Annotated in this window: 24 protein-coding genes; 11 read left to right on the top strand and 13 right to left on the bottom strand. The window is 55.2% G+C overall.

Annotation, left to right across the window (positions count from 1 at the left end; all coding sequences use genetic code 11):
• Positions 1-28: 28 nt before the first annotated feature.
• The 3 genes from F3J28_RS16880 to tolC all read right to left on the bottom strand — a co-directional run bounded on the left by F3J28_RS16880 (position 29) and on the right by tolC (position 3,691).
• The gene (locus F3J28_RS16880; protein WP_166878023.1) at positions 29-1,189 is read right to left on the bottom strand and encodes a glutathionylspermidine synthase family protein; all 1,161 of its coding nucleotides are present in this window, start codon (positions 1,187-1,189) and stop codon (positions 29-31) included.
• Positions 1,190-1,195: 6 nt separating this feature from the next.
• On the bottom strand, positions 1,196-1,873 hold the full coding sequence (locus F3J28_RS16885) for a DUF1190 family protein (RefSeq protein WP_008460913.1): 678 nt from the start codon (positions 1,871-1,873) through the stop codon (positions 1,196-1,198).
• 333 nt (positions 1,874-2,206) lie between these two features.
• Positions 2,207-3,691, bottom strand: coding sequence for an outer membrane channel protein TolC (gene tolC, locus F3J28_RS16890; protein WP_166878026.1), 1,485 nt, complete (start codon positions 3,689-3,691; stop codon positions 2,207-2,209).
• 212 nt (positions 3,692-3,903) lie between these two features.
• Here tolC and nudF point away from each other — a divergent pair, with 212 nt between their 5' ends.
• The 5 genes from nudF (at position 3,904) to parE (ending at position 8,447) form a co-directional block, all read left to right on the top strand.
• Positions 3,904-4,536: an ADP-ribose diphosphatase gene (gene nudF, locus F3J28_RS16895; protein WP_166868565.1), complete on the top strand. Its 633-nt coding sequence runs from the start codon at positions 3,904-3,906 to the stop codon at positions 4,534-4,536.
• Positions 4,537-4,538: 2 nt separating this feature from the next.
• The gene (locus F3J28_RS16900; protein WP_166878029.1) at positions 4,539-4,964 is read left to right on the top strand and encodes a DUF1249 family protein; all 426 of its coding nucleotides are present in this window, start codon (positions 4,539-4,541) and stop codon (positions 4,962-4,964) included.
• 142 nt (positions 4,965-5,106) lie between these two features.
• Positions 5,107-5,934, top strand: coding sequence for a 3',5'-cyclic-AMP phosphodiesterase (cpdA, locus tag F3J28_RS16905; RefSeq protein WP_166878031.1), 828 nt, complete (start codon positions 5,107-5,109; stop codon positions 5,932-5,934).
• Positions 5,934-6,509, top strand: a complete 576-nt coding sequence (gene yqiA / locus F3J28_RS16910; RefSeq protein ID WP_008460923.1) for an esterase YqiA — start codon at positions 5,934-5,936, stop codon at positions 6,507-6,509. The genes cpdA and yqiA overlap by 1 nt, the downstream gene beginning before the upstream one ends.
• Positions 6,510-6,554: 45 nt before the next feature.
• Positions 6,555-8,447, top strand: coding sequence for a DNA topoisomerase IV subunit B (parE, locus tag F3J28_RS16915; RefSeq protein ID WP_008460924.1), 1,893 nt, complete (start codon positions 6,555-6,557; stop codon positions 8,445-8,447).
• Between the two features lie 65 nt (positions 8,448-8,512).
• Here parE and F3J28_RS16920 read toward each other — a convergent pair whose 3' ends face one another.
• The 4 genes from F3J28_RS16920 to qseB all read right to left on the bottom strand — a co-directional run bounded on the left by F3J28_RS16920 (position 8,513) and on the right by qseB (position 11,576).
• Entirely contained in the window at positions 8,513-8,830 is a 318-nt protein-coding gene (locus F3J28_RS16920; protein WP_166878034.1) for a putative quinol monooxygenase, read from the bottom strand.
• Positions 8,831-8,860: 30 nt separating this feature from the next.
• Positions 8,861-9,442, bottom strand: a complete 582-nt coding sequence (locus F3J28_RS16925) for an NAD(P)H-dependent oxidoreductase (protein ID WP_166878037.1) — start codon at positions 9,440-9,442, stop codon at positions 8,861-8,863.
• Positions 9,443-9,558: 116 nt separating this feature from the next.
• Positions 9,559-10,920: a quorum sensing histidine kinase QseC gene (gene qseC / locus F3J28_RS16930; protein WP_166878040.1), complete on the bottom strand. Its 1,362-nt coding sequence runs from the start codon at positions 10,918-10,920 to the stop codon at positions 9,559-9,561.
• A complete protein-coding gene (qseB, locus tag F3J28_RS16935; protein ID WP_166878043.1) occupies positions 10,914-11,576 on the bottom strand; it encodes a quorum sensing response regulator transcription factor QseB in 663 nt (220 codons plus the stop codon). The genes qseC and qseB overlap by 7 nt, the downstream gene beginning before the upstream one ends.
• 191 nt (positions 11,577-11,767) lie before the next feature.
• Between qseB and F3J28_RS16940 the strand changes: the two genes are divergently transcribed.
• From F3J28_RS16940 to F3J28_RS16965, 6 genes are all read left to right on the top strand, one after another.
• Positions 11,768-12,169, top strand: coding sequence for a YgiW/YdeI family stress tolerance OB fold protein (locus tag F3J28_RS16940; protein WP_166878046.1), 402 nt, complete (start codon positions 11,768-11,770; stop codon positions 12,167-12,169).
• Positions 12,170-12,316: 147 nt separating this feature from the next.
• A complete protein-coding gene (parC, locus tag F3J28_RS16945) occupies positions 12,317-14,587 on the top strand; it encodes a DNA topoisomerase IV subunit A (protein ID WP_166878049.1) in 2,271 nt (756 codons plus the stop codon).
• A 90-nt stretch (positions 14,588-14,677) separates the two neighbouring features.
• Positions 14,678-15,433: a 1-acylglycerol-3-phosphate O-acyltransferase gene (locus F3J28_RS16950; protein WP_008460931.1), complete on the top strand. Its 756-nt coding sequence runs from the start codon at positions 14,678-14,680 to the stop codon at positions 15,431-15,433.
• A gap of 62 nt (positions 15,434-15,495) precedes the next feature.
• Positions 15,496-16,908 (top strand): cell division protein FtsP, encoded by a 1,413-nt coding sequence (gene ftsP, locus F3J28_RS16955; RefSeq protein WP_039297975.1) that lies wholly within the window; start codon positions 15,496-15,498, stop codon positions 16,906-16,908.
• A 192-nt stretch (positions 16,909-17,100) separates the two neighbouring features.
• Positions 17,101-19,269, top strand: coding sequence for a YgiQ family radical SAM protein (locus F3J28_RS16960; protein WP_166878052.1), 2,169 nt, complete (start codon positions 17,101-17,103; stop codon positions 19,267-19,269).
• Between the two features lie 117 nt (positions 19,270-19,386).
• The gene (locus tag F3J28_RS16965; protein WP_166878055.1) at positions 19,387-20,049 is read left to right on the top strand and encodes an HAD family hydrolase; all 663 of its coding nucleotides are present in this window, start codon (positions 19,387-19,389) and stop codon (positions 20,047-20,049) included.
• Positions 20,050-20,089: 40 nt separating this feature from the next.
• Here the strand turns inward: F3J28_RS16965 and phnE (F3J28_RS16970) are convergent, their stop codons facing one another.
• From phnE (F3J28_RS16970) to yqhD, 6 genes are all read right to left on the bottom strand, one after another.
• Complete coding sequence (gene phnE, locus F3J28_RS16970) at positions 20,090-20,971, bottom strand: phosphonate ABC transporter, permease protein PhnE (protein ID WP_166878058.1); 882 nt, start codon at positions 20,969-20,971, stop codon at positions 20,090-20,092.
• Positions 20,968-21,837 carry a phosphonate ABC transporter, permease protein PhnE gene (phnE, locus tag F3J28_RS16975; RefSeq protein WP_205247232.1) on the bottom strand — a complete coding sequence of 290 codons (870 nt, stop codon included), beginning with the start codon at positions 21,835-21,837 and terminating at the stop codon, positions 20,968-20,970. Before phnE (F3J28_RS16975) ends, phnE (F3J28_RS16970) begins: the two co-directional genes overlap by 4 nt.
• 102 nt (positions 21,838-21,939) lie before the next feature.
• Entirely contained in the window at positions 21,940-22,881 is a 942-nt protein-coding gene (gene phnD / locus F3J28_RS16980; protein WP_008460942.1) for a phosphonate ABC transporter substrate-binding protein, read from the bottom strand.
• Between the two features lie 35 nt (positions 22,882-22,916).
• Entirely contained in the window at positions 22,917-23,759 is an 843-nt protein-coding gene (phnC, locus tag F3J28_RS16985; RefSeq protein WP_039287781.1) for a phosphonate ABC transporter ATP-binding protein, read from the bottom strand.
• Between the two features lie 225 nt (positions 23,760-23,984).
• The gene (gene dkgA, locus F3J28_RS16990; protein WP_166878064.1) at positions 23,985-24,812 is read right to left on the bottom strand and encodes a 2,5-didehydrogluconate reductase DkgA; all 828 of its coding nucleotides are present in this window, start codon (positions 24,810-24,812) and stop codon (positions 23,985-23,987) included.
• Positions 24,813-24,915: 103 nt separating this feature from the next.
• Complete coding sequence (gene yqhD, locus F3J28_RS16995; RefSeq protein ID WP_166878067.1) at positions 24,916-26,079, bottom strand: alcohol dehydrogenase; 1,164 nt, start codon at positions 26,077-26,079, stop codon at positions 24,916-24,918.
• Positions 26,080-26,210 lie beyond the last annotated feature (131 nt).

Consider the following 26,210-nt stretch of genomic DNA (forward strand, 5'->3'; position numbering starts at 1 on the left):
AGCGCCCAATGGGCGCTTTTTTAGCGATCTATTCCATAAAGATATGCGGATAGAAACGGGAAAGATCCTGGGTGATAAGTTCGCGATCTTCACGAATCCCGATCCCTGCAGGCCGATCGTTAATAAGCCAGCTGCCAATCAGCGTATAGCTGTCGCCGAATTTTGGTAGCGGATAGAACTGCTGGACGATCATGCCTTCTTCGCCGTACGGCCCGTCAACGCGCGCGATCTCCTGGCCATTCTCGATGATCTTCACGTTGGCGCCTTCGCGGGAAAAAATTGGCTTCACGACGTATTTTTCCATCGGCGGGAAGTTGTCTTCGGCGAAATAAGCCGGCAGCAGATTAGGGTGGCCCGGGAACATCTCCCACAGCATCGGCAGCAGGGCTTTGTTGGAGATAATGCTTTTCCAGGCTGGCTCCAGCCAGCGCACGCCGGCATCTTCCAGCTTGGTGGAGAACATCTCGCGGAGCATGAATTCCCACGGGTAGAGCTTGAACAGGTTACTGATAACCTGATCCTGCAGATCGGTAAACTGACCTTTCTCGCCGAGGCCAATTTCCTCGATAAACAGGAACTCACTGGCGACGTCAGATTCGGCGGCGCAGTCCTGCAGATATTGCACGGTGCCGCGATCTTCTACCGTGTCCTGACAGCAGGCAAAGTGCAGCAGATTGAAACCATGCTGCTGCTTGAGCTCGGCGAAACGTTCGATCAGCTTTTCCTGCAGGCTGTTGAACTGGTCTGCGCCTGCCGGCAGCTTGCCTGCAGCGACCTGATCTTCAAGCCAGATCCACTGGAAGAAGGCCGCTTCATACAGCGACGTTGGCGTATCGGCGTTGTTTTCCAGCAGCTTGGGTTCACCCACGCCATCCCACGCCAGATCCAGGCGGGAATAAAGGGAGGGCTGCTGGCTGCGCCATGATTGGCGAACAAATTCCCAGGTGTGTTTCGGAATGCGGAAACGGGCCATTAGCTCGTCGCTGGCCACCACTTTTTCCACAACCTGCAGACACATTTGATGCAGCTCGGCGGTGACCTCTTCCAGGCGTTCAACCTGAGCCAGCGTGAGCTTGTAATAGGCGTCTTCACACCAGTACGGCTCCCCGTACATGGTGTGAAAATTGAAGCCGTATTCCGTGGCTTTTTCGCGCCAGTCCGGGCGTTCAACGAGAGAAACTCTTTCCATGATTTATCAGCCGCCCATCGAACGGCTGCTGCCGGAGGTGGCGCTGCTGCGCTGCATGGTGGATTGCTTGGCCACTGACTCACCAAAGCCGCCGCGAGTCACCGTTGAGGTGGTCGCAGGTTTTGGTGCCATCGCGCTTTTCGGAACGGTTGTCGTCCGGCCTGGTGTGGCCGCGCCGTAGCTTTTACCGCTGGCATCGGCGTACTTGCCGTAAGCCGGGCTGGCCGGGTTTTTTGAGGTAAACAGCGGCTGCTGCGCAAAGCCCGCGCCGCCGCCCATCAGACGGCCCATCATGTAGCCCGCCATCAGCGGCATCCAGAAGCTGCCGCTTTGCTGCGGTTGAGCCTGAGCCTGGCTTTCGCCGGCAAGGCTTGCCTGAGCAGGGGCTGGCTGGCACTGGCCTTCGCCAAACTCGGCCACGCAGGCTTCACGGGAAGCGTACTTCGGTGCCGTGCGCTCGGCTTCTTTCAGAGCGTTATTATAGGCGGTGGTACATTCCGCGCTTTTGCTCGGGTTTGCCTGCGAGCAGTCGTCCGCGTTTTGATACATTGAGACAGTTTCGTCGCTTTGTTCACAGCCGGCCAGCATAAAGACGGCGGTGACCGCCAACGCCACCGGCGTTAAATGGCGTGCGTTCCAGCTTTTGCGGAACGATGAATGATTTATATTTTTTGTCCGTTTCATTTAATCAGTCCTGAGCCCAGTAGGTTTGGTGCTAAGGATAGGGGATGAGCGGTTGAAATTGAAGCGATGTTGGCCTGTTGGCAGGAGATCTTTACGTTGCCTTACGTTCAAACGCGAGGCAGAAAAAAAGGGGCGTAAAAATACGCCCCTCAAGGATTGCTAACAAAGAGGGAAAAAGCGTGGTTTTTCCCCCTTTGTAGTAGTCAGCCGAAAATCAATGAATTGATTTTCCTGTTTTTTTTAACGTGCCGCTGGTACTTCTTTAGTACCAGAGGTTTGTCAGCAGTCTGAAAGGGGCGTAAAAATACGCCCCTTTCGTTGGCATTCCGGCGATTAATTAGCGAATGGGTTCGCTTTTTTCCCGCTGGTGGCCGCAGCCGGAGTGGCATGAGTTGTCTTAGTGGAAGCCGTCGCTGGCGCGGTGTTGTAACCGTCAGCCCGGGCATCCTGCTCCGGGGTTTCCGGCGCAACGCTGTCCGCAGAGGTTGAAACCGGTTTGCCCAGCGTATTGTTCAGCGCAATCAGATCCTGCTCGTTCAACGTACCCAGCGCTGATTTGATATTCAGCTGGTTAATCAGGTAGTTGTAACGTGCGCTGGAGAGTTGCTGCTTGGCGTTATACAGTGTGGTGGTCGCGTCCAGTACGTCAACGATAGTACGGGTACCCACTGAGTAACCGGCTTCCATCGCATCAAGGGAGCTTTGCGCAGACACAACGGCCTGTTTGTAAGCGTTGATGGTGCTGATAGAGGCATTTACGTTGTTAAAGGAAGAACGCACGGTCTGTACCACGCTGCGGTGCGCGCTTTCCAGCTGCTCGCTGGCACCTACAAAGTTGTACTGAGCTTGTTTAACCTGAGAGTTAACCTGGCCACCCTGGTACAGCGGCAGGGAGAAGCTCAGGCCAACCTGGTTCTGCCCTTTGTAGCTGTTGTCATACGCCGAGTTATTCCCGGTTTTAGAACCATTGTAGCTGCTGTTAGTGACGCCGCTGGATGCGTTCAGGCTCAGGGTCGGCAGGTGGCCGTCCTCAGCCAGGCGAATTTGTTCGCGCGCCAGATCCTGGCTCAGACGAGCCTGCAGCAGGCTGAGGTTGCGTTTTTCAGCATCTTTCAGCAGGTTATTGACTGCATCTGGCTTGGTGGTTTTGAAACCGTCCACGTTCAGAGAAGCCAGGCTGAGGTAGTCGTTCCCGGTGACCTGGCGCAGCGATTCCACCGCGTTGTCCAGATTATTACGGGCGGTGACTTCGTTCGCCAGCACGGTGTCGTACTGCGCGCGGGCGTTCTGTACGTCAGTGATGGCAACCAAGCCTACGTTAAAGCGCTGAGTGGTTTGATCCAACTGGCGGTAGATGGCCTGTTTCTGCGCTTCAGTATAGGAAAGCGCGTCAATGGCGCTCAGCACGTTAAAATAGGCTGTGGCCGTGTTCAGGATCAGAGACTGCTGATCGGTCTGGAAGCTAACATCCTGAATCCCTGCTGTTTTTTCCTGCAGGCTCAGTGCGCGCCATTTAGACATATCAAAAATGGTTTGCGTCAGCTGTAACGTTGCGCTGGTCGTGTTGGAGTTAATACCGTTAGAGTCGCGGAAACCGTTACCGTAGGTGTAATCTGCACCCAGGCCCAGCTGTGGCAGTAATGGGCTGCGTGCTTCATTAATTTTTTCGAATGCGGCGTCACGGTCAGCAGCGGATTTACGCAGGTCCGGGTTGCTGGTGCGCGCCTGTTGATAAACCTGCAGCAGGTTTTCTGCCTGGCTCATGGCGCTGAAACCCGTTAGGCTCAGACCGATAAGAATGGGGAGCAGTTTCTTCATTTGCATTCCTTGTTGTGAAGCAGAATTATTTTGTTTAACGCCGACAGGAGTCAAAGATGATCGCCGATTCTACAGATTCCGTCAGCCGGGCAGGTTGGCGTAAAGTGCCATCTACCTTAATTTTCACCAATCTACCACATCAAAATTGAAAGGGCAGTTACGCAGGGTTGAAATCACCCGGTCAGCGCCCATTTGTCATCAGGACATCATCTATGAACAAGTCAGAAAAGCTAGCGGCTACTTTCGCCAAAAAGGATGTAGAAATTATTGCACGGGAAACGCTTTATCGTGGCTTTTTTTCACTCGATCTTTATCGTTTTCGCCATCGTTTGTTCAACGGCGAAATGAGTGGCGAAGTCAGGCGTGAAATTTTTGAGCGCGGTCACGCTGCGGTGCTGCTACCCTATGACCCTGTGCGTGATGAAGTCGTGCTGATAGAGCAGATTCGTATTGCCGCCTGGGATACCAGCAAAACCCCATGGCTGTTAGAAATGATCGCCGGCATGATTGAAGAGGGTGAAAGCGTAGAGGATGTTGCGCGCCGTGAAGCCGTAGAAGAAGCGGGCCTTGCCGTGGGCCGAACCAAACCGGTTCTGAGCTATTTAGCCAGCCCCGGCGGCACCAGCGAAAGGTTGTCTATTTTAGTCGGCGAAGTGGATGCCACTCAGGCCAACGGTATTCATGGCCTGGTGGAAGAAAACGAAGATATTCGTGTTCATGTGGTGAGCCGGGAGCAGGCTTACCAGTGTGTCGAAGAGGGGAGCATCGACAACGCGGCGACGGTCATCGCTTTGCAATGGCTGCAGCTGCATTATGAGCAACTAAGAAAAGAGTGGAATCACTGATTATGAAGCGCTATACCCCTGACTTCCCCGAAATGATGCGTTTGTGCGAAACCAACTTCGCGCAGCTGCGCCGTCTGTTGCCGAAAAATGATGCGGCGGGCGAAACGGTAACCTATCAGGTTAATAGCGCCAGATATCGATTAACTGTCTCAGAATCAACGCGTTATACCACTCTGGTGGAAATAGAACAAACGCAACCCGCAGTGAGTTACTGGAGCCTGCCGTCAATGTCGGTCAGGCTGTATCACGATGCGATGGTCGCGGAAGTGTGTTCAAGCCAGCAGATCTTTCGCTTCAAAGCGCGATATGATTATCCGAATAAAAAGTTGCATCAACGCGACGAAAAGCATCAAATTAACCAGTTTCTTGCTGACTGGCTGCGCTACTGTTTAGCGCATGGAGCAATGGCCGTGCCCGTGTATACCTAGTTTTTTAGGGACCAGGACGGCTAACGGCACAACGCCCTGAATAAATGGATGATATTGATACCCTGAATAAATCGAGCTGCCGCCTGGATATCAGCAGCTTAAGTGTGGTGGGTAGTGAGTGCGTGAAACCTAAGGACACCATTTGGAAAGCCTGTTAACCCTTCCTGTGGCCGATGGAGGCCGAATCAGGATATTGCAAATAACCGATACCCATTTGTTCGCTGGAAAGAACGAAACGCTGCTCGGGATTAATACCTGGAAGAGCTATCAGGCGGTGTTGACCGCTATTCTAGCCGAACAGCGTGCCTGCGACTTACTGGTGGCAACCGGGGATTTGGCCCAGGATCACAGCGTGGAGGCTTATCAGCATTTTGCTGAAGGAGTCTCCCGCATTTCTGCGCCTTGCGTTTGGCTGCCGGGTAACCACGATTTTCAGCCTGCAATGTTTAACGCTCTGCAGGAAGCGGGTATTTCTCCGGCCAAGCGCGTTTATATCGGCGATCGCTGGCAAATCTTGCTGCTGGACAGCCAGGTCTTTGGCGTTCCCCACGGTGAACTGAGCGACTATCAGCTGGAATGGCTTGAGCGTCAGCTGGCTGCGGCTCCAGAGCGTCACACCCTACTTTTGCTGCATCATCATCCTCTTCCTGCTGGTTGTAGCTGGCTGGATCAGCACAGCCTGCGCAATGCTGCCGCACTGGATGCCGTGCTTAAGCCCTGGCCGCAGGTGAAAACGCTGCTTTGTGGGCACATTCACCAGGAACTGGATCTCGACTGGAACGGCCGCAGAATGCTGGCCACGCCTTCGACATGCGTCCAGTTCAAACCCCACTGCGCCAATTTCACGCTCGACACCATTGAGCCGGGGTGGCGCTGGCTCGATCTTTACCCTGACGGCAGCCTGACGACGGAAGTTTGCCGTCTGCAAAGCGGTAAATTCAGTCCTGATACGGCTTCTGAGGGTTATTAATGCCTGCGTTACTGTATCTGCACGGGTTTAATAGCTCTCCGGCCTCCGCAAAAGCGACCCGTTTTAAGGCGTGGTTGGCTCAGCATCATCCTGAAATTGAGATGATTGTGCCTCAGTTACCGCCTTATCCGGCAGAGGCTTCCGAACTGCTAGAGTCGCTGGTACTCAAACGTGGAGGAGAGCCACTGGGCATTGTGGGGTCTTCCCTCGGCGGTTATTACGCGACCTGGCTTTCGCAGTGCTTTACTCTGCCTGCGGTGGTGGTTAACCCGGCAGTTCGCCCTTTTGAGCTGCTTGTGGGTTACCTTGGTAAAAACGAGAACCCCTACACCGGGCAGCAATATGTGCTAGAGTCACGCCATATTTACGATCTGAAAGTCATGCAGATTGACCCGTTGGAAGCGCCAGACCTGATTTGGCTGCTGCAACAAACGGGCGATGAGGTGCTTGATTACCGCCAGGCCGTAGCCTACTACGCGCTCTGCCGCCAGACGGTGAAACCCGGTGGCAATCATGCCTTCACGGGCTTCGAAGATTATTTCACACAGATTGTCGACTTCCTCGGCTTGCGCTGAGGCCTGACGGCCGATTTCCTGTTTCGCTATCTGAATGAATAAACCATGACGCAATCCTATAATGCCGATGATATAGAGGTACTCACCGGGCTTGAGCCTGTTCGCCGCCGCCCGGGGATGTACACTGACACCACTCGTCCTAACCATTTAGGACAGGAAGTCATTGATAACAGCGTGGATGAGGCGCTGGCAGGTCACGCTAAGCGCGTGGATGTCATCCTGCACGCCGACCAGTCGCTGGAAGTCATTGATGACGGGCGCGGGATGCCTGTTGATATCCATTCCGAAGAGAAGGTCCCGGCCATTGAGCTGATCCTTTGCCGTCTGCATGCGGGCGGTAAATTCTCGAATAAAAACTACCAATTCTCCGGCGGCCTCCACGGCGTAGGGATCTCTGTGGTTAACGCCCTTTCCAAACGCGTTGAAGTGACCGTCCGCCGCGACGCTCAGGTATACAGCATCGCTTTTGAAAACGGCGAGAAGGTGCAGGATCTGGAAGTGATTGGCACCTGCGGGAAGCGCAATACCGGGACCAGCGTGCATTTTTGGCCGGATGAAAGCTTCTTCGACAGCCCGCGCTTTTCCGTTTCACGCCTCAGCCATCTGCTGAAAGCGAAAGCGGTACTGTGCCCGGGGGTTGAGATTACCTTTACCGATAAGGTGAATAATACCGAGCAGCGCTGGTGCTACCAGGACGGCCTGAACGACTATCTGTGCGAAGCCGTAAATGGCCTGATTACCCTCCCGGAAGCGCCGTTTATCGGCAATTTTTCGGGCGACACCGAAGCCGTTGACTGGGCGCTGCTCTGGTTGCCGGAAGGCGGTGAGCTGCTGACGGAAAGCTACGTAAACCTGATCCCAACCATGCAGGGCGGTACTCATGTTAACGGCCTGCGTCAGGGGCTGCTCGATGCCATGCGTGAGTTCTGCGAATACCGCAATATTCTGCCGCGTGGTGTGAAGCTCTCTGCGGAAGATATTTGGGAACGCTGCGCCTATGTGCTGTCGGTCAAAATGCAGGATCCTCAGTTTGCTGGCCAGACGAAAGAACGTCTCTCCTCACGCCAGTGTGCGGCCTTTGTCTCCGGCGTAGTGAAGGATGCTTTCAGCCTGTGGCTGAACCAGAACGTTCAGGCGGCAGAACAGCTGGCAGAGCTGGCTATTTCCAGCGCTCAGCGCCGTATGCGCGCCGCGAAGAAGGTTGTGCGTAAAAAGCTGACCAGCGGGCCAGCGCTGCCGGGTAAGCTGGCAGACTGTACTGCGCAGGATTTAAGCCGGACCGAACTATTCCTGGTGGAAGGGGACTCTGCGGGCGGCTCCGCGAAGCAGGCTCGCGATCGCGAATATCAGGCGATCATGCCGCTGAAAGGGAAGATCCTGAACACATGGGAAGTTTCTTCTGACGAAGTACTGGCCTCGCAGGAAGTGCACGATATTTCTGTGGCGATCGGTATTGATCCAGACAGTGAAGATCTGAGCCAATTGCGCTATGGCAAGGTCTGTATCCTTGCGGATGCGGACTCAGATGGTCTGCACATTGCCACGCTGCTGTGCGCGCTCTTTGTGCGCCACTTCCGGGCACTGGTGAAAGGTGGTCACGTTTACGTGGCGATGCCGCCGCTCTACCGCATCGATCTGGGTAAAGAGGTTTATTACGCGTTGGATGAAGAAGAAAAAGCCGGCGTGCTGGAACAGCTTAAGCGCAAGAAAGGCAAGCCAAACGTGCAGCGCTTTAAAGGGCTGGGCGAGATGAACCCGCTTCAGCTTCGCGAGACCACGCTTGATCCGAATACGCGCCGTCTGGTTCAACTGACCATCAGCGATGAAGACGACCAGCGCACGCTGGCGACAATGGATATGCTGTTGGCCAAAAAGCGTTCGGAAGATCGCCGCAACTGGCTGCAGGAAAAAGGCGACATGGCCGATATTGAGGGCTAAACGTTTTTCTCCAAAACGTAAAAGGGATGGCTCAGGCCATCCCTTTTTGCATTCTCAGACGCCAGTTACTTCACGGCTTCTTCGAGAATGCGGATATGCACTTCCAGCACGTCGTCTTTCACGCGGGCGCTATGTTCTTTCATGTGGACCGTCTCAAGATGGGCTTCCAGATGCGCAACGCTTTCCCATTTTTCCAGCATGAAGATGGAGTCCGGGGCGGTAGTCTGGAACGCGACCTGGGCGTTATGATCGACCAGCGGCGCGTAGCCGTGGCAGCCTTCTTCCTTCAGCACGGTTGGAATAATTTTCTCAAACGCTGCAATTACCGCCTGGCGATGGTGTGACCCAGGACGTGTGCGAATTTCTGCAATCACTGTCAGCATGACTAACTCCTTATGTTATCCGGCAAACAGTTAAGCAAAAATACCAGCCAGATGCTTGCGATATTCTGCTACATAATGTGGCACATCAGGTGACTTGATGACGTCATTAGCGATAAAGGTTGGCAGCCCTTCCATACCCAGGAACTGGTTAGCCTTGTGGAATGGAAGATAAACGCCGTCTACGCCAACGCCATGGAAAAACTGATCTTTTTCGGTGAAAGCTTCTAAAGGAGCGTTCCAGGTCAAGGACATCATGTAGGTTTTACCCTGAATCAGGCCGCCGGAACCATATTTTTTAGAGGCGTCTGAACGGGTACGACCATCGCTGGCATACAGCGAACCGTGGCCTTCGGTGAACACATCGTCAATGTACTTTTTGACCGTCCACGGGGCGCCCATCCACCAGCCCGGCATCTGCCAGATGATGCTGTCTGCCCAAAGGAATTTCTCAACTTCCGCTTTAACGTCATATTCGCTGTCAGCGCGGGTGACCTGGACATCATGCCCGAGGTCGCGCAAATAGCTTTCCGCGACTTCGGTCATGGTGTCATTAAGCTGGCCGTTGGAATGGCCGAATTTTTTACCGCCGTTGATAATCAGGATGTTGCTCATTGTTAGCCCTTAAATAATTACGTTTGCTAATCATTATAATGAGAACCTTACTGTGAAAAAATGACCAGGATGTGCAAAGACTTTTGCTGCACGAGCAATAATCCGGCTGAAATTTCTCAGTTCCAACTGATGCGAACCCTAAAACCGCTGCTTTCTGCGTTGTCGAAAGTTGCCTGCATACCGTGCAACGCCGCAATTCGACTTACGATTGACAGCCCCAGCCCGCTGCCGGTTTTTAGCTGCCCTGGTGGGCGAAAGAAGCGTTCCCCCAAAGAGGCAAGATATTCAGGGTTCACGCCCGGTCCATTGTCGATAACCTCAAGCTCATTCTCCTTAAGTACGACGTTCACAACGCTGCCTGCAGGGCTGTAGCGGACGGCGTTATCAATGATATTGCGCAACATCAACCCAAGCAGAAGTGGCTGAACGAGCTGGATTACTGGTTTTTCCGGCATCTGCAGGTGGATATCAATATGCTCTCGCTGGGCCGCGTGCCAGGCTTCCATCACGCTTTCCTGAAGCAGAGTCTGCAGTGGCACGTCCTGGACATCATTCAGTTCAGCCAGGGAGTCCAGGCGAGAAAGCGTCAGCAGCTGTTCAACAAGACGGGAGGCTCGGTCAATGCCCTGATGAAGCTGGTTCAGCGCTTGCTCTCTGACTTGGGCATCATCTTCCGCCAGTTGAGCCACCTCTGCCTGTACCTTCAGGGCCGCAAGTGGGGTTCGGAGTTCGTGGGCGGCATCGGACGTAAAGCGCCTTTCACGCTGCATAAATGCTTCTGTACGCTCAAAGAGCTGATTTAAGGCATCCACAAGGGGCCTGACCTCCAGCGGGAGAGGTTGAGTCTCGAGTCTGCTGTTGTCACCGGGGGGGCGACGCTGTAGTTTTTGCGCCAGTTTGCGCAGCGGTGCCAGCTCTCTGCTGACTAACCAAATCAACAGAAGCAGCATCAGCGGCAGCGCTATTAGCCAGGGCGTGAGCTGAGCAGACACGATATCCAGAGCCATATCGTTCCGGTAATCCCACTCCTGGCCGACCACGATACGATAACGACCATCAGCTGTTGTCAGCCAGACCAGACGCCACAGATCGTCATCATCATCGAGTCGCCCGTCCGCAAATCCATCCCTATGCCATGAATAGATCAGTCCTTTACCGCTGTCGCCGTCATTGAGCACAAGCCTGCCCTCAGCGGTGAAAATGGCGAAGGCTAATGTGTCATCATCGAGCTTACCGCGATGTTTTTTCAGTATGTTTTTGCTGCGAGGAAGCTGTGGCTCGGCGCTGTTTGCGCCATCGAAATCCAGCACGCTTAGCCGCTTAGCAAAAAGCAATTGTTGGGTATCGAAGAGTTTGTTGAGCGATTTACGGGCTTCATACCAAGCGGCGGCACTGGCAAAGGCTGCTGCTGCAAGGGTCAGCACTATAAAGCCTACGGTCAGGCGTGTGCGTAAGCTTTTGGTCAACGTTCTTAGCATGCATCACCTAACGTATAGCCGATGCCGTGTACGGTGCGAATAAAACCACTGCCTAGCTTTTTACGGAGATGATGGATGTGAACTTCAAGGGCGTTGCGCGAGACTTCATCGTCCCAGCTATAGATTTTTTCCTCGATCAGTGTACGTGGCAGAACACGCCCGACATTACGCATCAGCAACTCGAGTAAAGCGAATTCCTTAGGCTTTAGCTGTAGGGGCTCGCCGTTGAGAGATACCGTATGGTTTGCCGGAGAAAGCACGACATTTCCGTGGGTAATCTCTGGCTGCGCGTGGCCGTGCGCCCGGCGGATGAGTACCTGCAACCGCACTGCCACTTCTGTCAGGGCGAATGGTTTGCAAAGGTAGTCGTCCGCACCCAGCTGCAATCCTTCAATGCGCTCTTCCAGCGAGTCTCTGGCAGTCAGGATTAGTACGGGCTGACTGTGCCCCTCTTTACGCCAGGCGCGCAGAATATCCAGGCCATCCATGCCCGGGAGACTGAGATCTAACACTACGGCGTCGTAGGGGGCCAGGCCAAGTGCGGCTTGCCCCTCTGGCCCATCGCTAAACCAGTCAACTGCAAACCCCATTTTGATTAATCCGGCTTTAATGCCGTCACCAATTAGTGGGTCATCCTCAATAAGTAACAGGCGCATGGCGCACTCCTTGTTGCTGCCGTTAAGACGAGCAGTAAATACCTGTCGTCTTTGTGTGTACAGAAGAAAAGCCTGCTCCTTCGGCAAAGACCGCAAATTTGTAATAAAAAACACTTCCTGCCGAGGGGTTAAGATCTCGTTAAGATTTGGGCGCTTTAATAGGGGCTAAGAAACGAAAGGAGAATTACATTATGAAAAAGACAGCCGCTTTATGTGCCATTATCGCTTTAACTTCAGCCCCTCTATTTGCTGCTCAGACCGGCGGATTTGTTGACCCTAATGCCTCGGTACAAACTCAGCCTGTACAGCAGGGCGGCTTTGTGGGCCCAACGGGGAGTAAAACCACGGTAAAACAGGCCAAAACGTTATCTGATGACACTTGGGTGACGCTGACCGGTAAAATTGAGCAGCGCATTGGTGGTGATGATTATATTTTCCGCGATGCAACCGACAGTATCAACGTAGACATTGACCATAAGCGTTGGAACGGCCAAACGGTCACCCCTCAGGACACCGTGGAAATTCAGGGTAAAGTGGATAAAGACTGGAACTCGATAGAAATCGACGTAAAGCAAATTAACAAACTGAAGTAACGCTGAAAATGCGGCTTGCCCATATGGGCTGCCGCTTCGTATAAAGCTATTCATCGCTATGACTCAACAGGCCAGATAAGGTACTATCGGCGGCAATTACGCCGATTGTGGCCACAATCGGTTCGTCAGTTTGAGGATGAATGAGCAATGAGTGATTTGACTCATGATGGTGCTGAGCGTCTTGCGTTGCACGAATTCACGGAAAATGCGTATCTCAACTATTCCATGTACGTCATCATGGACCGCGCCCTGCCGTTTATTGGCGACGGGCTCAAGCCGGTTCAGCGTCGAATCGTATATGCGATGTCGGAGCTGGGGCTAAACGCCAGCGCAAAATTCAAAAAGTCAGCCCGTACCGTGGGTGATGTGCTGGGTAAATACCATCCGCACGGCGACAGCGCCTGTTATGAAGCGATGGTGCTGATGGCGCAGCCATTCTCTTACCGCTATCCGCTGGTGGACGGGCAGGGGAACTGGGGCGCGCCGGACGATCCTAAGTCCTTTGCTGCCATGCGTTATACCGAATCCCGCCTGTCGAAGTACGCGGAGCTGCTGCTCAGTGAGCTCGGGCAGGGAACGGTAGACTACATCCCGAACTTTGACGGAACGCTGCAGGAGCCCAAAATGCTGCCTGCGCGTTTACCTAACATCCTGCTTAACGGGACAACCGGTATCGCCGTGGGCATGGCAACCGACATTCCACCGCATAACCTGCGTGAAGTCGCCCAGGCCGCCATAACGCTGATTGACCAGCCAAAAACGACGCTGGACAGCCTGCTGGATATCGTCCACGGTCCGGATTATCCGACCGAAGCGGAAATCATCACGCCGCGTGAAGATATTCGCAAAATCTACCAGAACGGGCGCGGCTCCATCCGCATGCGTGCGGTGTGGCGCAAAGAAGACGGCGACGTTGTGATTACCGCGCTGCCTCATCAGGTATCAGGCGCTCGCGTTCTGGAGCAGATTGCCAGCCAGATGCGTGCGAAAAAGCTGCCAATGGTTGAAGATCTGCGCGACGAGTCAGATCATGAAAACCCGACCCGGCTGGTGATTGTGCCTCGTTCCAATCGCGTGGACGTTGAGCAGGTAATGAACCATCTGTTCGCGACCACCGATTTGGAAAAAAGCTATCGCGTTAACCTGAATATGATTGGCCTGGACGGTCGCCCGGCGGTGAAAAACCTGCTGGAGATCCTCAGCGAATGGTTGGTCTTCCGTCGTGACACGGTGCGCCGCCGCCTGAACTACCGTCTGGAAAAAGTCCTTAAACGCCTGCATATCCTGGAAGGTTTGCTGGTAGCGTTCCTCAATATCGACGAAGTGATCCATATCATTCGTACCGAGGATGAGCCGAAGCCGGTGTTGATGTCTCGCTTTGATATCAGCGAAACGCAGGCCGAAGCTATCCTTGAGCTGAAGCTGCGCCACCTCGCCAAACTGGAAGAGATGAAGATCCGCGGCGAGCAGAACGAGCTGGAAAAAGAACGCGATCAGCTGCAGGGCATTCTCGCTTCAGAGCGCAAAATGAACACGCTGCTGAAAAAAGAGCTGCAGTCGGATGCCGATACCTACGGCGACGACCGTCGCTCTCCGCTGCACGAGCGCGGTGAAGCGAAGGCGATGAGCGAGCATGACATGGTGCCGTCTGAACCAGTGACGATTGTGCTGTCGCAAATGGGCTGGGTGCGCAGCGCCAAAGGCCACGATATTGACGCGCCGGGCCTGAGCTATAAAGCCGGTGACAGCTACCTTGGCTCAGCCAAAGGTAAGAGCAATCAACCGGTGGCATTCATTGACTCCACTGGGCGAAGCTACGCGCTGGATCCTATCACGCTGCCGTCAGCGCGTGGTCAGGGTGAGCCTCTGACCGGTAAGCTGACGCCACCGCCGGGTGCGACGGTTGACTATGTGCTGATGGCCGCAGACGATCAGAAGCTGCTGATGGCTTCGGACGCAGGTTATGGCTTCGTCTGTACCTTTAACGACGTTGTTTCACGCAACCGCGCAGGTAAAACGCTGATTTCCCTTCCGGATAACGCCCGCGTCCTCCCTCCGCTGGAAATTCACAGCGCAGACGACATGCTGTTGGCGATCACCGCCGCCGGTCGCATGCTGATGTTCCCGGTGAGTGATCTGCCGGAACTGTCGAAAGGCAAGGGCAATAAAATTATCTCTATCCCGGCAGCCGAAGCGGCGAAAGGTGAAGATAAGCTGGCACATCTGTTTATCCTGCCGCCGCAGAGTACGCTGACGCTACACGTCGGGAAGCGTAAAATTAAGCTGCGCCCAGAAGAGTTGCAGAAAATTACCGGTGAGCGAGGCCGCCGCGGGACGCTGATGCGTGGCCTGCAGCGTATCGACCGCGTGGACGTCGATTCCCCGATGCGGGCTGGAGCTGGAGACAGCGAAGAATAATCCGGGGTACGGCGGCAGCGTTGTCGCCGTCCGGTGTGTTTTACGCTAAAGCCGATATACTTATCAACGGCTTCGGCTCATGAGGTAGTTATGCTAGCGATTGTACGTTTTATTATTGTCGTTATTTACTGCATCCTGGTATGCATCTTTGGTTCAATTTATTGTCTGTTTAGCCCGCGCAATCCGCGCCATGTGGCAACTTTTGGGCACCTTTTCGGGCGTCTGGCGCCGGTATTCGGTCTCAAGGTTGAAACTCGCTTACCTGCCGGTGCAGAAAACCATCCCACTGCGATTTACATCGGTAACCATCAAAACAACTACGATATGGTGACGGCCTCGAGTATCGTGCAGCCTCCGACGGTGACGGTTGGGAAAAAAAGCCTGGTGTGGATCCCGTTTTTTGGCCAGCTTTACTGGCTGACGGGCAACCTGTTGATTGACCGGGATAACCGGGCAAAAGCCCACGGTACTATCTCCCAGGTTGTCGAGCAGATTCGCAAACGTAATGTTTCTATCTGGATGTTCCCGGAAGGGACCCGCAGCCGTGGTCGAGGCCTGCTGCCGTTTAAAACCGGGGCGTTTCATGCCGCGATTGCCGCGGGCGTGCCGATTATTCCGGTGTGCGTTTCCAATACCAGTAATAAAATTAAGCTAAACCGTTGGAACAACGGGTTGGTCATCGTCGAAATGCTGCCGCCAATTGATACCAGTGCTTATGGGAAAGATCAGGTCCGTAAGCTGGCCACTGACTGTCGTGAACTGATGATGGCCAAAATTGACGAACTCAATCAAGAAGTTGCCGCGCGTGAAGCAGCCGGCAAAGTTGAAAAGAATCAGGCGAGTTAAATGCCGCCTTTGGCGGTACGGTTTGTATCGCCTTTCGTTATTCAGTTTTACATGGAGCAATTATGTCACTCAGTCGGCGTCAGTTTATTCAGGCATCCGGAGTTGCGCTTTGTGCCGGCTCGGTGCCGCTGAGGGCAAACGCGGCAGGGCAGCAGCAGCCTTTACCTGTCCCTCCTCTGCTTGAATCTCGTCGCGGCCAGCCCTTATTCCTGACGCTGCAGCGCGCTCACTGGTCATTTACCGGCGGCGCGAAGGCACCCGTTTGGGGCTTTAACGGGCGCTATATGGGGCCAACCATTCGCGTCTGGAGCGGGGATGACGTGAAGATGATCTACAGCAACCGTCTGCAGGAAAATGTTGCGATGACGATTGCTGGCCTGCAGGTGCCGGGGCCGCTGATTGGCGGGGCCGCACGTATGATGTCGCCGAACGTAGACTGGGCGCCTGTTTTACCCATTCGCCAGCGAGCCGCTACGCTGTGGTATCACGCCAACACGCCGAATCGCACCGCAAGGCAGGTTTACAACGGCCTCGCGGGGATGTGGTTAATTGAGGATGAAGTCAGCAAATCTCTGCCAATCCCTAACCATTACGGCGTGGATGACTTCCCGATTATCATCCAGGACAAGCGGCTCGACAACTTCGGTGCACCGGAGTATCAGGAGCCAGGCAGCGGCGGTTTTGTTGGCGATACGCTGCTGGTGAATGGGGTGCAAAGCCCGTACGTGGAAGTGTCCCGTGGTTGGGTGCGCCTGCGTTTGTTGAACGCCTCAAACTCGCGTCGCTACCAGCTGCAAATGAGCGATGGTCGCTCCATCGCGGTGATTTCCAGCGATCAGGGGTTCCTGCCGGCGCCCGTTTCGGTTAAGCAGCTGTCGCTGGCGCCGGGAGAGCGGCGAGAAATTCTTATCGACATGACCGAAGGCAAAGAGGTCTCGATTACCGCCGGTGAAGCGGCGGGGATCATGGATCGCATTCGTGGTTTCTTTGAGCCGTCGAGCATTTTGATTTCTACGCTGGTGTTAACGCTGCGTCCTACCGGGCTGCTGCCGCTGGTGACCGACACGCTGCCAATGCGCCTTCTGCCGGAAGAGATTATCGGCGGTAACCCAACGCGCAGCCGTGAAATCACCCTCGGTGACGATCCGGGCATTAACGGCCAGCTGTGGGACATGAAACGGATAGATATTCAGACTCAGCAGGGCACCTGGGAACGCTGGACGGTGCGCGCCGATACGCCGCAGTCTTTCCACATTGAGGGCGTCAGTTTCCTGGTGCGCAACGTCAACGGAGCTTCACCGTTCGGGGAAGATCGCGGCTGGAAGGATACCGTGTGGATAGACGGGCAGGTTGAGCTGCTGGTCTACTTTGGGCAGCCTTCCTGGGAGCATTTCCCGTTCCTCTACTCCAGCCAGACGCTGGAGCTTGCCGATCGCGGCTCCATCGGTCAGCTATTGGTTCAGCCCGCGCCCTAGTTTTTACCCTCACCCTAACCCTCTCCCTACAAGGGAGAGGGGATAGCATGGCACTCTACGCAGAGTCTTTCTCCCCCTCGCCCCTTTAGGGTGAGGGGCGTAAAACACCGAATAACCCTTCAAAAATTACTGCTAATAAGCGTATAATCGCCGCCCTTTTGTTCATTTCTACATCATCTCTTCGGAAATATTATGAGCGTCAAAAGCCTGATCCAGCCGGATCGCGAACTCTTTTCATGGCCTCAATACTGGGCCGCCTGTTTTGGTCCGGCGCCGTTTTTACCCATGTCTCGCGCGGAGATGGACGAACTCGGCTGGGACAGCTGCGACATCATTCTGGTCACCGGCGATGCCTACGTGGATCACCCCAGCTTTGGGATGGCCATCTGTGGCCGTATGTTAGAGGCGCAGGGTTTCCGTGTCGGTATCATTGCTCAGCCGGACTGGTCTTCTAAACAGGACTTTATGCGCCTCGGCAAGCCGAACCTGTTCTTTGGCGTGACCGCCGGGAACATGGACTCGATGATTAACCGCTACACGGCGGACCGCAAGCTGCGCCACGACGACGCCTACACGCCGGATAACGTGGCAGGCAAGCGCCCCGATCGTGCTTCTCTGGTTTACACCCAGCGCTGTAAAGAAGCGTGGCGTGATGTGCCGGTGATCCTCGGCGGCATCGAGGCCAGCCTGCGGCGTACCGCGCATTATGATTACTGGTCTGATACCGTGCGCCGCTCGATTTTGGTTGATGCCAAAGCTGATATGCTGATCTTCGGCAATGGTGAACGTCCGCTGGTGGAAGTGGCGCATCGTCTGGCTAACGGAGAAGGGATCGCTGACATTTGCGACGTGCGTAATACCGCCATCATGCGCAAAGAAGCGATGCCGGGCTGGGCAGGCGTCGATTCCACCCGGCTTGATACGCCAGGAAAAATCGACCCCATTCCGCATCCTTACGGGGACGATCTCCCCTGTGCCGACGGCAATAAACCGAAGGACAAGAAGGCGGATGAAACCAAAGCTGTAACCGTGCAGCCGCCGCGACCAAAGCCGTGGGAAAAGACCTATGTTCTGCTGCCGTCCTTTGAGAAGGTGAAGGCCGATAAGGTGATGTATGCCCACGCCTCGCGGATCCTGCATCATGAAACTAACCCCGGTTGTGCCCGAGCGCTGATGCAAAAGCACGGCGATCGCTATATCTGGATCAACCCTCCGGCAATCCCGCTTTCTACCGAAGAGATGGATAGCGTGTTCGCGCTCCCTTACCAGCGTGTGCCTCATCCTTCCTACGGCAAGGCCCGCATTCCGGCCTATGAGATGATCCGCTTCTCGGTGAACATTATGCGTGGCTGCTTCGGCGGCTGCTCTTTCTGCTCCATCACCGAGCATGAAGGCCGCATTATTCAGAGCCGATCCGAAGATTCCATCATCAGCGAAATCGAAGCCATGCGCGACAGCGTGCCGGGCTTCACCGGCGTGGTGTCCGATCTCGGTGGCCCAACGGCCAATATGTATATGCTGCGCTGTAAGTCGCCGCGCGCGGAGCAAACCTGCCGTCGCCTGTCGTGCGTTTACCCGGAAATTTGCCAGCATATGGACACCAACCATCAGCCGACTATCGATCTCTACCGCCGCGCCCGCGATCTGCAGGGCGTGAAGAAGATCTTGATTGCCTCCGGCGTGCGTTACGATCTGGCGGTTGCCGATCCGCGTTACATCAAAGAGCTGGCCACTTACCACGTGGGCGGTTATCTCAAAATTGCCCCAGAGCACACAGAAGAAGGGCCGCTGTCGAAGATGATGAAGCCGGGGATGGGCAGCTATCATCGCTTTAAAGAGCTGTTTGATACCTATTCGAAGCAGGCTGGCAAAGAGCAGTATCTGATCCCATACTTTATCTCCGCGCACCCAGGGACGCGTGATGAGGACATGGTGAACCTGGCACTGTGGCTGAAGCAGCATCGGTTCCGCCTCGATCAGGTTCAGAACTTCTATCCGTCGCCGCTGGCTAACTCAACCACCATGTATTACACGGGCAAAAATCCGCTGAGTAAGGTGAACTACAAAAGCGAGGATATTGTTGTGCCTCGCGGTGACCGCCAGCGCCGCCTTCATAAAGCCCTGCTGCGCTATCACGACCCGGCTAACTGGGCGCTGATCCGTGAGGCGCTGGAGGCGATGGGGAAAAAGCACCTGATTGGTGGCAGACGTGAATGCCTGGTGCCAGCCCCGACCCTGGAAGAGATGCGTGAGGCCCGCAGACATGCTCGTCACGCCCGCCCGGCGCTGACGAAACATACCCCGCTTGCGCACCAGCGCCGTCCGGCAGCAGCAGGAAAGAGGAAGCCGCATGTGAAGTAACGGCGTGCTTTCATGCCGCTGTCATTTTTTTCTGCGACAAAGAGAAGTGGGAATCCCTGTCCGCCGGGTCTGGTGCTAAGCTGCCCGGCGGCCTCTTTGCTGAAATGAGAAATGAACATGTCTAACCCGCTGTACGTTTTTGACCTCGACCACACCCTGATTGACGCTGATTGCAGCACTCTCTGGAGCCGCTTTCTTTCTCGCGAAGGGCTGATCAAAGACCCTGATTATCTGGCCAAAGAGCACAAGCTGATGCTCGACTACCAGCGTGGCGAAATGAACATTCACGAATACGTTGGCGTCACGCTAGCCCCGCTGGCCGGCATGACAGTTGCCGATGTCGATACGCTGGTGGCTCGCTGCGTAGAAAATGATGTACTGCCGCTGGTTTACCCGGAGGCGAAGCGCCTGATTGAGCAATTACACGCTCAGGGCCAGCAGATGATGATCATCTCCGCGTCGGTCAGCCTGCTGGTGAAGGCCATTGCGCCGCGGCTGGGCATTGAACACGCCATCGGTATCGATCTGGTGACCGGCAATAACGCATACACCAGCGTGATAAGCGGCGTGCCGAGCTATCAGGCAGGTAAAATTACCCGTCTGAAGGAGTGGCTGACGGTGAACCCCGAATACAGCGGAGAACTGACGTTTTATACCGACTCTATTAACGACCTACCGCTCTGCCTTGAGGCCGATAAAGTGCTGATGGTAAATCCTTGCCAGAAGCTTGCGGCGCAGGGCGCTCGCTACGGCTGGCAAACGCTGAGCTGGTCTTTATAGCGAAACCGGGGCATGGCGAAAACCGTGCCCCGTTTAGGCGTTATTGCGGAGAATACAGCGGCACCGGCTTCCCGGTGATATAGCGGCGGCGCAGCCAGGCAGAAATAGCATCCATCGCCATTACCACGCAGACCAGAATCAGGGTGATAAACATCACCACGTCCCAGTTCCACAGCCGCATGTTCTCGGCATAAACCAGGCCGACACCGCCCGCGCCGACAAAACCCAGCACCGCCGCTGAACGGGTGTTGGACTCAATCTGATACAGGCTGAGGGAGAGAAACGCCGGGAACGACTGGGTGAAGATCCCGAAGCGGTGCTTCTGAATGCCCGCCGCGCCCACGGCGGTTAATCCCCGGCTCGGAGAGCGTTCTACCGCTTCGTGCCCCTCGGCATACAGCCTGCCCAGTAAGCCGGTATCCTGCATGATAATTGCCAGTACGCCAGCCAGTGGGCCAAGCCCCACGGCGCGCACAAATATTAGCCCCCAGATTGCCATATCCACGCCGCGCAGCAGGTCGAACAGGCGGCGCACCAGCAGCGCAATGACCCTTGCCACCGGGCCCTGCATGATATTGCGGGCAGCAAAAAACGACAGCAGCAGCGCCAGCACAGTGGCGGTTAGCGTCCCGGCAAAGACAATGGCGAGCGTAATAGCGATTTGCGAGAAGTAATAGGCGAACGGCCAGTTAACAAAGTCATGCCAGACAAACATGCGCAGGAAATAGCGCCCGAGCTGAGCGATGCCGGTCAGGATTTGCCCGGAGTCGATGCCGAAAGTGAAGAAAAACCAGACGTAGTAGCCGAGAATGGCGGCGGCCAGCAGGCCGATGTGACGCAGATAGCGTCCCTGCATCCGGTAAAGTTCGCGGTACTGCTCGCGGCTTTTAGCGATATCCGGTGTTGCCTGTGAAATGCTCATTTTTTCCCCTCCAGAACCCAGCGGCGCAGCCTGCCGGACAGGACATCGAGGATGGAAACCACCACGATAATCAGCAGCAGCGTGATGCTGACCTGGTCGTAGCGGTCGAGTTTAATGTTGGTCATCAGCTCCTGGCCGATCCCGCCCGCGCCAACGAGGCCGAGAATGGTGGAGGAACGGAAGTTAATTTCAAAGCGCATAAAGCTGTAGGACAGGAAGATCGGTTTCACCTGCGGCCACAGAGCGAAGCGCACGCGCTGAATTGGCGTGGCACCGCAGGCCACCAGGCCGCGCACAGGTTTGTCGGACGCGCTTTCGATGGCTTCATAAAACAGCTTGGTCAGGCTGCCAATGGTGTGCAGGGCCAGCGCCAGAAACCCCGGAATAGCGCCGATGCCAAAGGCCATCACGAACATGACCGCCCACGCCAGCTCCGGCATGGTCCTCAGGAAGGCAACTGAAGCACGAACGCCGAAGCGCACGGCGGGCGGCGTCCAGGTATTACCGGCGGCCAAAAATGCCAGCACAGCGGCAATGCAGGTCGAAATCAGCGTCGACGCCAGCGCCAGCTGCAGCGTTTCCCAAATCAGCGGCAGCTGAATCGGCAGGCGGTATCCCCAGTAGGCCAGCGAGCCTTTGGTGTGGACGTCGGCCAGCAGAACCGGGAGGTGCAGTGTCGGCAGGGTTTCGAACATGTAGTCGAGGAAGTTTGGCAGCGATTGCCAGATGGTGGTCAGGCTGAACTCAGCGATATGACCGGCGGTAAGATACAGGCCTACCAGCAGCAGGGACCAAATCAGGGTGTCGCGCTTCTGGCGCATTCTGACCTGGTGATAGTAACGCTCAAATTCCGTATTCAACATCATCACTTATTATCCGGTTTGTTTCCGGTGACGGGTTGCCCCGCCCTGATAAAAAAGCACCCAGGCAGGCCGCCGGGGTGCGATTTTTTATGCGGTGGGCGTCAATTAGCGAGCGCTAACCAGCTCACGCTTCATGTCGATGATCTGCTGGAAGTCAGCCACTGACGCCGGGCCGATGTGCTGGGTGCCGCCCATCGCCTTCACAAAGCAGCCGTGATCTTCTTTATCCAGTTTTTTCACCGCATCCACCACTTTGGCCTTGAAGTCAGCTGGCAGCTTGTTGCTGACCAGGATCGGGCCGTTCGGGATCAGTGGCGAGGTCCAGATGATGCGGATCTGCTTCATCAGGTCAGGGTGATCCATACGGATCAGGCGGTTAAATGCCCCGGCGGTGTAGCCGTCATTATAGTCGCCAACCATGGAAGCCCAGGTCACCGCGCCAGCAAACTGGCCGTTCAGCACGCCCAGGATGTCCTGTTCGTGGCCGCCGGAGAATGTGACGCTGGAGAAGAAGTTGTTGTATTTGTTGTCCGCGGTGCCGCCGAGTTTCTGTTTGAACTCGTGGTTCGGGATCAGATAGCCAGAGGTGGAGTCCGGATCCGCGAAGCCGAAGGATTTGCCTTTCAGATCTTCGATGGTTTTGTACGGACTGTCGGCTTTCACGATCACTACGGAGTGGTAGCCGCGGGACTGGTCTTTATCGTCAACCGCGATGCCGACGATATCCACCGCTTTCGGGTCGTTCATGTACACCGAAGCGTAGGAAGAAGGGGACATGCTCAGCACCAGGTCGACTTTACCGCCGATCAAGCCCTGAATAACGCCAGAGTAGTCAGAAGAGTTACGCAGTTTAGTGTCGACATTCAGTTCTTTATCCATGAACTGCTTCACACACTGGTTATCACCAATTTGCTGGGTCGCATTCTGCCCGCCGAGGATCCCGAGGTTCAGTTCGCGCGGCTGGTCAGCAGCCATAGCGTGGCCTGCAATCACAAGGCCAGTAATCACTGCGGATAAACGTAATGCGCCAGTCAGTTGCTTTTTCATTATCATTGCCTGTGTTGTATCAATTGGAGAGAGAATTAATGCACTTGATTGATTTCATCGCCGTACAAGAGATGCAGCACGTCGTCCGTTAACATCGACGGATGACCGTCAAACACGATATTTCCTTTTGCAACCCCGATAACGCGGGTGCAGTACTCTTTCACCAGCTCGATGGAATGCAGGTTCACCATCACGCTGATGCCTTGCTCACACACTTCACGCAGCACTTTCATGATGCGTTGGGTATTTTTCGGGTCGAGTGAAGCTACCGGCTCATCGGCCAGCAGAATACTTGGGTTTTGCATCAGCGCGCGGCAAATGGCAACGCGCTGCATCTGGCCACCGGAAAGGTTCTCGGCGCGCTGCAGGGCGTGGGGCAGCATGTTCATCCACTCCAGAAGCGAAATAGCGCGGGCGCGGTCTGCTTCAGGGAAAACCTTAAACAGGGATTTCAGCGTGGAGGTCTGGCTCAGGCGACCCAGCAGGACGTTAGTCAGCACGTCCAGTCTTGGCACCAGGCAGAAGTCCTGGAAGATCATGCCGCATTCGGTGCGCCACTGGTTCAGGGCGCGACCGCTGAGTTTAGACACATCGTGCGGCATCCCGACTTCCGGAAAGCTGAGGATCTCGCCCGACGTGGCAGAATGCGTACCGTTAAGAATATGCAGCAGCGTAGATTTACCTGCGCCTGAACGGCCAATCACGCCCACCAGTTCACCGGCATGCAGGTCGAAGTTAATGTCGTGCAGCACGGTCTGGTGTGCGTTATAGGCCTTACTCAGACTCTTAACGCTCAGGACTTTACGCCCCGGCGCGGGCGCAAACTGCGGCAGCGACTCCAGGTCAGAGTTGGTAACTACGGCAAGGGATCTGTTCATAACCATTCCAAATGAGTTAGCGAAGCTGGCCCTATTTATCGTGGTGTTGTGTGACTTTTTGATTACGGCTAAAAGAACAAATAATGAACGCCGTGAAAATTCACGCGACGATCAAACGGATGTGTTACACGTAGAAAGCGCTGGGGCAGGGGGTGTGCGGGAAATAAAAAACCACCCTGCGGGTGAAGGCGAAGGTGGTTTTGGGGACGAAAAGAGAAGCCGGATTTAGCCGACAAACACGTCCGGGTCTGGCCCAAGGCGTTTGCCGCTGTCGAGCTTCGCAATTTCAGCCAGCTCTTCTTTGTCCAGCCGGAAATCGAACACGTCAAAGTTTTCAGCAATACGGGCAGGCGTGACCGATTTAGGGATAACCACCAGCCCGCTATCGAGGTGCCAGCGAATCACCACCTGAGCCGGGGTTTTGCCGTATTTTTCCGCCAAATCACGAATGATTTTCTGATCAAACACGCCTTCACCGCCCTGGGCCAGCGGGCTCCAGGACTCGGTCTGGATTTTGTGGGTCGCGTTCCAGGCGTGGAGCTGGCGCTGTTGCAGCAGAGGGTGCAGCTCAATCTGGTTGATCACCGGGCTAACGCCGGTTTCGTCGATCAGCCGCTGGAGATGATTAAGATTGAAGTTACACACCCCAATACTCTTCGCCAGCCCCTCTTTTTGCAGCTCAATCAGCCCTTTCCAGGCTTCGAGATAATGATCTTTACTCGGCACCGGCCAGTGCAGCAGGTAGAGATCGACATAATCAAGCTGCAGTTTTTCAAGGCTGTCTTCCAGCGCCTGGCGGGGCCGCTGCTGGTCGCTGTTCCAGAGTTTGGTGGTAATAAACAGATCGTCACGCGCAATGCCTGCGCTTTTCAGCGCGGCACCTACGCCGTCCTCGTTTTTGTAGGCGGCGGCGGTATCAATGGAGCGGTATCCCACTTCCAGGGCTTTCTCAATGGCCGTTCTGACCTGGTCGTTGCTGGCCTGCCAGACACCGAGCCCAAGCTGCGGCATTACGTTGCCATCCTGGAGCTTGATTAAGGTTGGATGAGTCATGCGTACCTCCTTAATAGTGCGAAAAACACCGGGCAAGCCCGGTGTAAGTTTTGTATTAAGTCTAGTCGAAACTCAGGCGATCAAATCGCTAACCTGGATTCTCTTAGCGCGCGGCTTCGTAAATGCGGCGGCTAACGTCCAGCGTAATGTCCTGATGTTCGCCCAGCTTAGTCATGCCTTTTTCTTCCAGTTTCAGCAGCAGAGCAGGGATGGAGCTGCCGTCCAGGCCGTAGGCGGACAGGCGAGTCGCGGTGCCCATTTTCTCGAAGAAATTGCGGGTTGCTTCGATGGCCGCATCAATACGCTCTTCTTCGCTGCCGGAGGTGATGTTCCAGACGCGTTCTGCGTATTGCAGCAGTTTGGCGTGCTTCTCGTTACGCTTTTCATTCATCAGCGAAGGCAGAACCACCGCCAGCGTTTGAGCGTGATCCAGGCCGTGCATCGCGGTCAGTTCGTGACCCAGCATATGGGTCGCCCAGTCCTGCGGCACGCCAGCCCCGATCAGGCCGTTCAGCGCCATTGTTGCAGCCCACATCACGTTCGCACGCACGTCATAGTTTTCAGGATCTTTCAGCGCTTTAGGGCCGTCTTCGATCAGCGTCAGCAGAATGCCTTCCGCAAAACGATCCTGCACTTTGGCGTTGACCGGGTAGGTCAGGTACTGCTCGATGGTGTGAACAAAGGCATCCACCACGCCGTTAGCAACCTGTTTAGGCGGCAGGGTGTAGGTGTAAACCGGATCCAGAACCGCAAAGACAGGCTGCACGAAGTCAGACATGAACGCCTGTTTGTCGCCGGTAGAGCGGCGGGAAACCACTGCGCCTTTGTTAGATTCGGAGCCGGTGGCCGGCAGCGTCAGCACGGAACCCATTGGGATCGCGCTTTTCACGTCGCTACCGCGGGTCAGCAGAATGTTCCACGGATCGATATCCTGCGGATAGTGCGCCGCAGCGGCGATAAATTTAGTGCCGTCGAGCACGGAGCCACCGCCGACTGCCAGCAGGAAAGTCACTTTTTCTTTACGCGCAATCTCTACGGCTTTCATCAGCGTTTCGTAAGACGGGTTAGGTTCGATGCCGCCAAACTCCAGCACATCGAGGCCTTTCAGCGCGTCTTTAACCTGGTCCAGTACGCCAGTTTTAATCACGCTGCCGCCGCCGTAGGTAATCAGTACGCGAGCGTCGGCTGGGATCTGGTCACGCAGTTCTGCCAGGGAGCCTTTACCAAACAGGATGCGGGTTGGGGTATGAAGATTGAAGTTATTCATGATGGGTTTCCCGTTCGTTAGATGAGTCACATTGCTAAATCTGATGGCGCCTATTGTGGTCCGCCACTCTGCCTCTCTCAATGCATATTCCTGCCTTTATCTTGCCTGTTTCTCCAAACGACTGGAGAAAA

The organism is Enterobacter sp. Ap-1006 (assembly GCF_011752835.1).
In the GTDB taxonomy this organism is placed as follows: Bacteria; Pseudomonadota; Gammaproteobacteria; order Enterobacterales; family Enterobacteriaceae; genus Cedecea.

Excerpts from the sequence above, each read along its gene's own strand:
- F3J28_RS16880 (WP_166878023.1), bottom strand. The coding sequence starts at position 1,189 with ATGGAAAGAGTTTCTCTCGTTGAACGCCCGGACTGGCGCGAAAAAGCC.
- tolC (WP_166878026.1), bottom strand. The coding sequence starts at position 3,691 with ATGAAGAAACTGCTCCCCATTCTTATCGGTCTGAGCCTAACGGGTTTC.
- phnE (WP_166878058.1), bottom strand. The coding sequence starts at position 20,971 with ATGAGCATTTCACAGGCAACACCGGATATCGCTAAAAGCCGCGAGCAG.
- F3J28_RS16940 (WP_166878046.1), top strand. The coding sequence starts at position 11,768 with ATGAAAAAGACAGCCGCTTTATGTGCCATTATCGCTTTAACTTCAGCC.
- phnE (WP_205247232.1), bottom strand. The coding sequence starts at position 21,837 with ATGATGTTGAATACGGAATTTGAGCGTTACTATCACCAGGTCAGAATG.
- F3J28_RS16960 (WP_166878052.1), top strand. The coding sequence starts at position 17,101 with ATGAGCGTCAAAAGCCTGATCCAGCCGGATCGCGAACTCTTTTCATGG.
- parE (WP_008460924.1), top strand. The coding sequence starts at position 6,555 with ATGACGCAATCCTATAATGCCGATGATATAGAGGTACTCACCGGGCTT.
- ftsP (WP_039297975.1), top strand. The coding sequence starts at position 15,496 with ATGTCACTCAGTCGGCGTCAGTTTATTCAGGCATCCGGAGTTGCGCTT.
- F3J28_RS16950 (WP_008460931.1), top strand. The coding sequence starts at position 14,678 with ATGCTAGCGATTGTACGTTTTATTATTGTCGTTATTTACTGCATCCTG.
- parC (WP_166878049.1), top strand. The coding sequence starts at position 12,317 with ATGAGTGATTTGACTCATGATGGTGCTGAGCGTCTTGCGTTGCACGAA.
- qseC (WP_166878040.1), bottom strand. The coding sequence starts at position 10,920 with ATGCTAAGAACGTTGACCAAAAGCTTACGCACACGCCTGACCGTAGGC.
- phnC (WP_039287781.1), bottom strand. The coding sequence starts at position 23,759 with ATGAACAGATCCCTTGCCGTAGTTACCAACTCTGACCTGGAGTCGCTG.
- F3J28_RS16885 (WP_008460913.1), bottom strand. The coding sequence starts at position 1,873 with ATGAAACGGACAAAAAATATAAATCATTCATCGTTCCGCAAAAGCTGG.
- F3J28_RS16920 (WP_166878034.1), bottom strand. The coding sequence starts at position 8,830 with ATGCTGACAGTGATTGCAGAAATTCGCACACGTCCTGGGTCACACCAT.
- yqhD (WP_166878067.1), bottom strand. The coding sequence starts at position 26,079 with ATGAATAACTTCAATCTTCATACCCCAACCCGCATCCTGTTTGGTAAA.
- F3J28_RS16900 (WP_166878029.1), top strand. The coding sequence starts at position 4,539 with ATGAAGCGCTATACCCCTGACTTCCCCGAAATGATGCGTTTGTGCGAA.
- qseB (WP_166878043.1), bottom strand. The coding sequence starts at position 11,576 with ATGCGCCTGTTACTTATTGAGGATGACCCACTAATTGGTGACGGCATT.
- phnD (WP_008460942.1), bottom strand. The coding sequence starts at position 22,881 with ATGAAAAAGCAACTGACTGGCGCATTACGTTTATCCGCAGTGATTACT.
- nudF (WP_166868565.1), top strand. The coding sequence starts at position 3,904 with ATGAACAAGTCAGAAAAGCTAGCGGCTACTTTCGCCAAAAAGGATGTA.
- F3J28_RS16965 (WP_166878055.1), top strand. The coding sequence starts at position 19,387 with ATGTCTAACCCGCTGTACGTTTTTGACCTCGACCACACCCTGATTGAC.
- dkgA (WP_166878064.1), bottom strand. The coding sequence starts at position 24,812 with ATGACTCATCCAACCTTAATCAAGCTCCAGGATGGCAACGTAATGCCG.
- F3J28_RS16925 (WP_166878037.1), bottom strand. The coding sequence starts at position 9,442 with ATGAGCAACATCCTGATTATCAACGGCGGTAAAAAATTCGGCCATTCC.
- yqiA (WP_008460923.1), top strand. The coding sequence starts at position 5,934 with ATGCCTGCGTTACTGTATCTGCACGGGTTTAATAGCTCTCCGGCCTCC.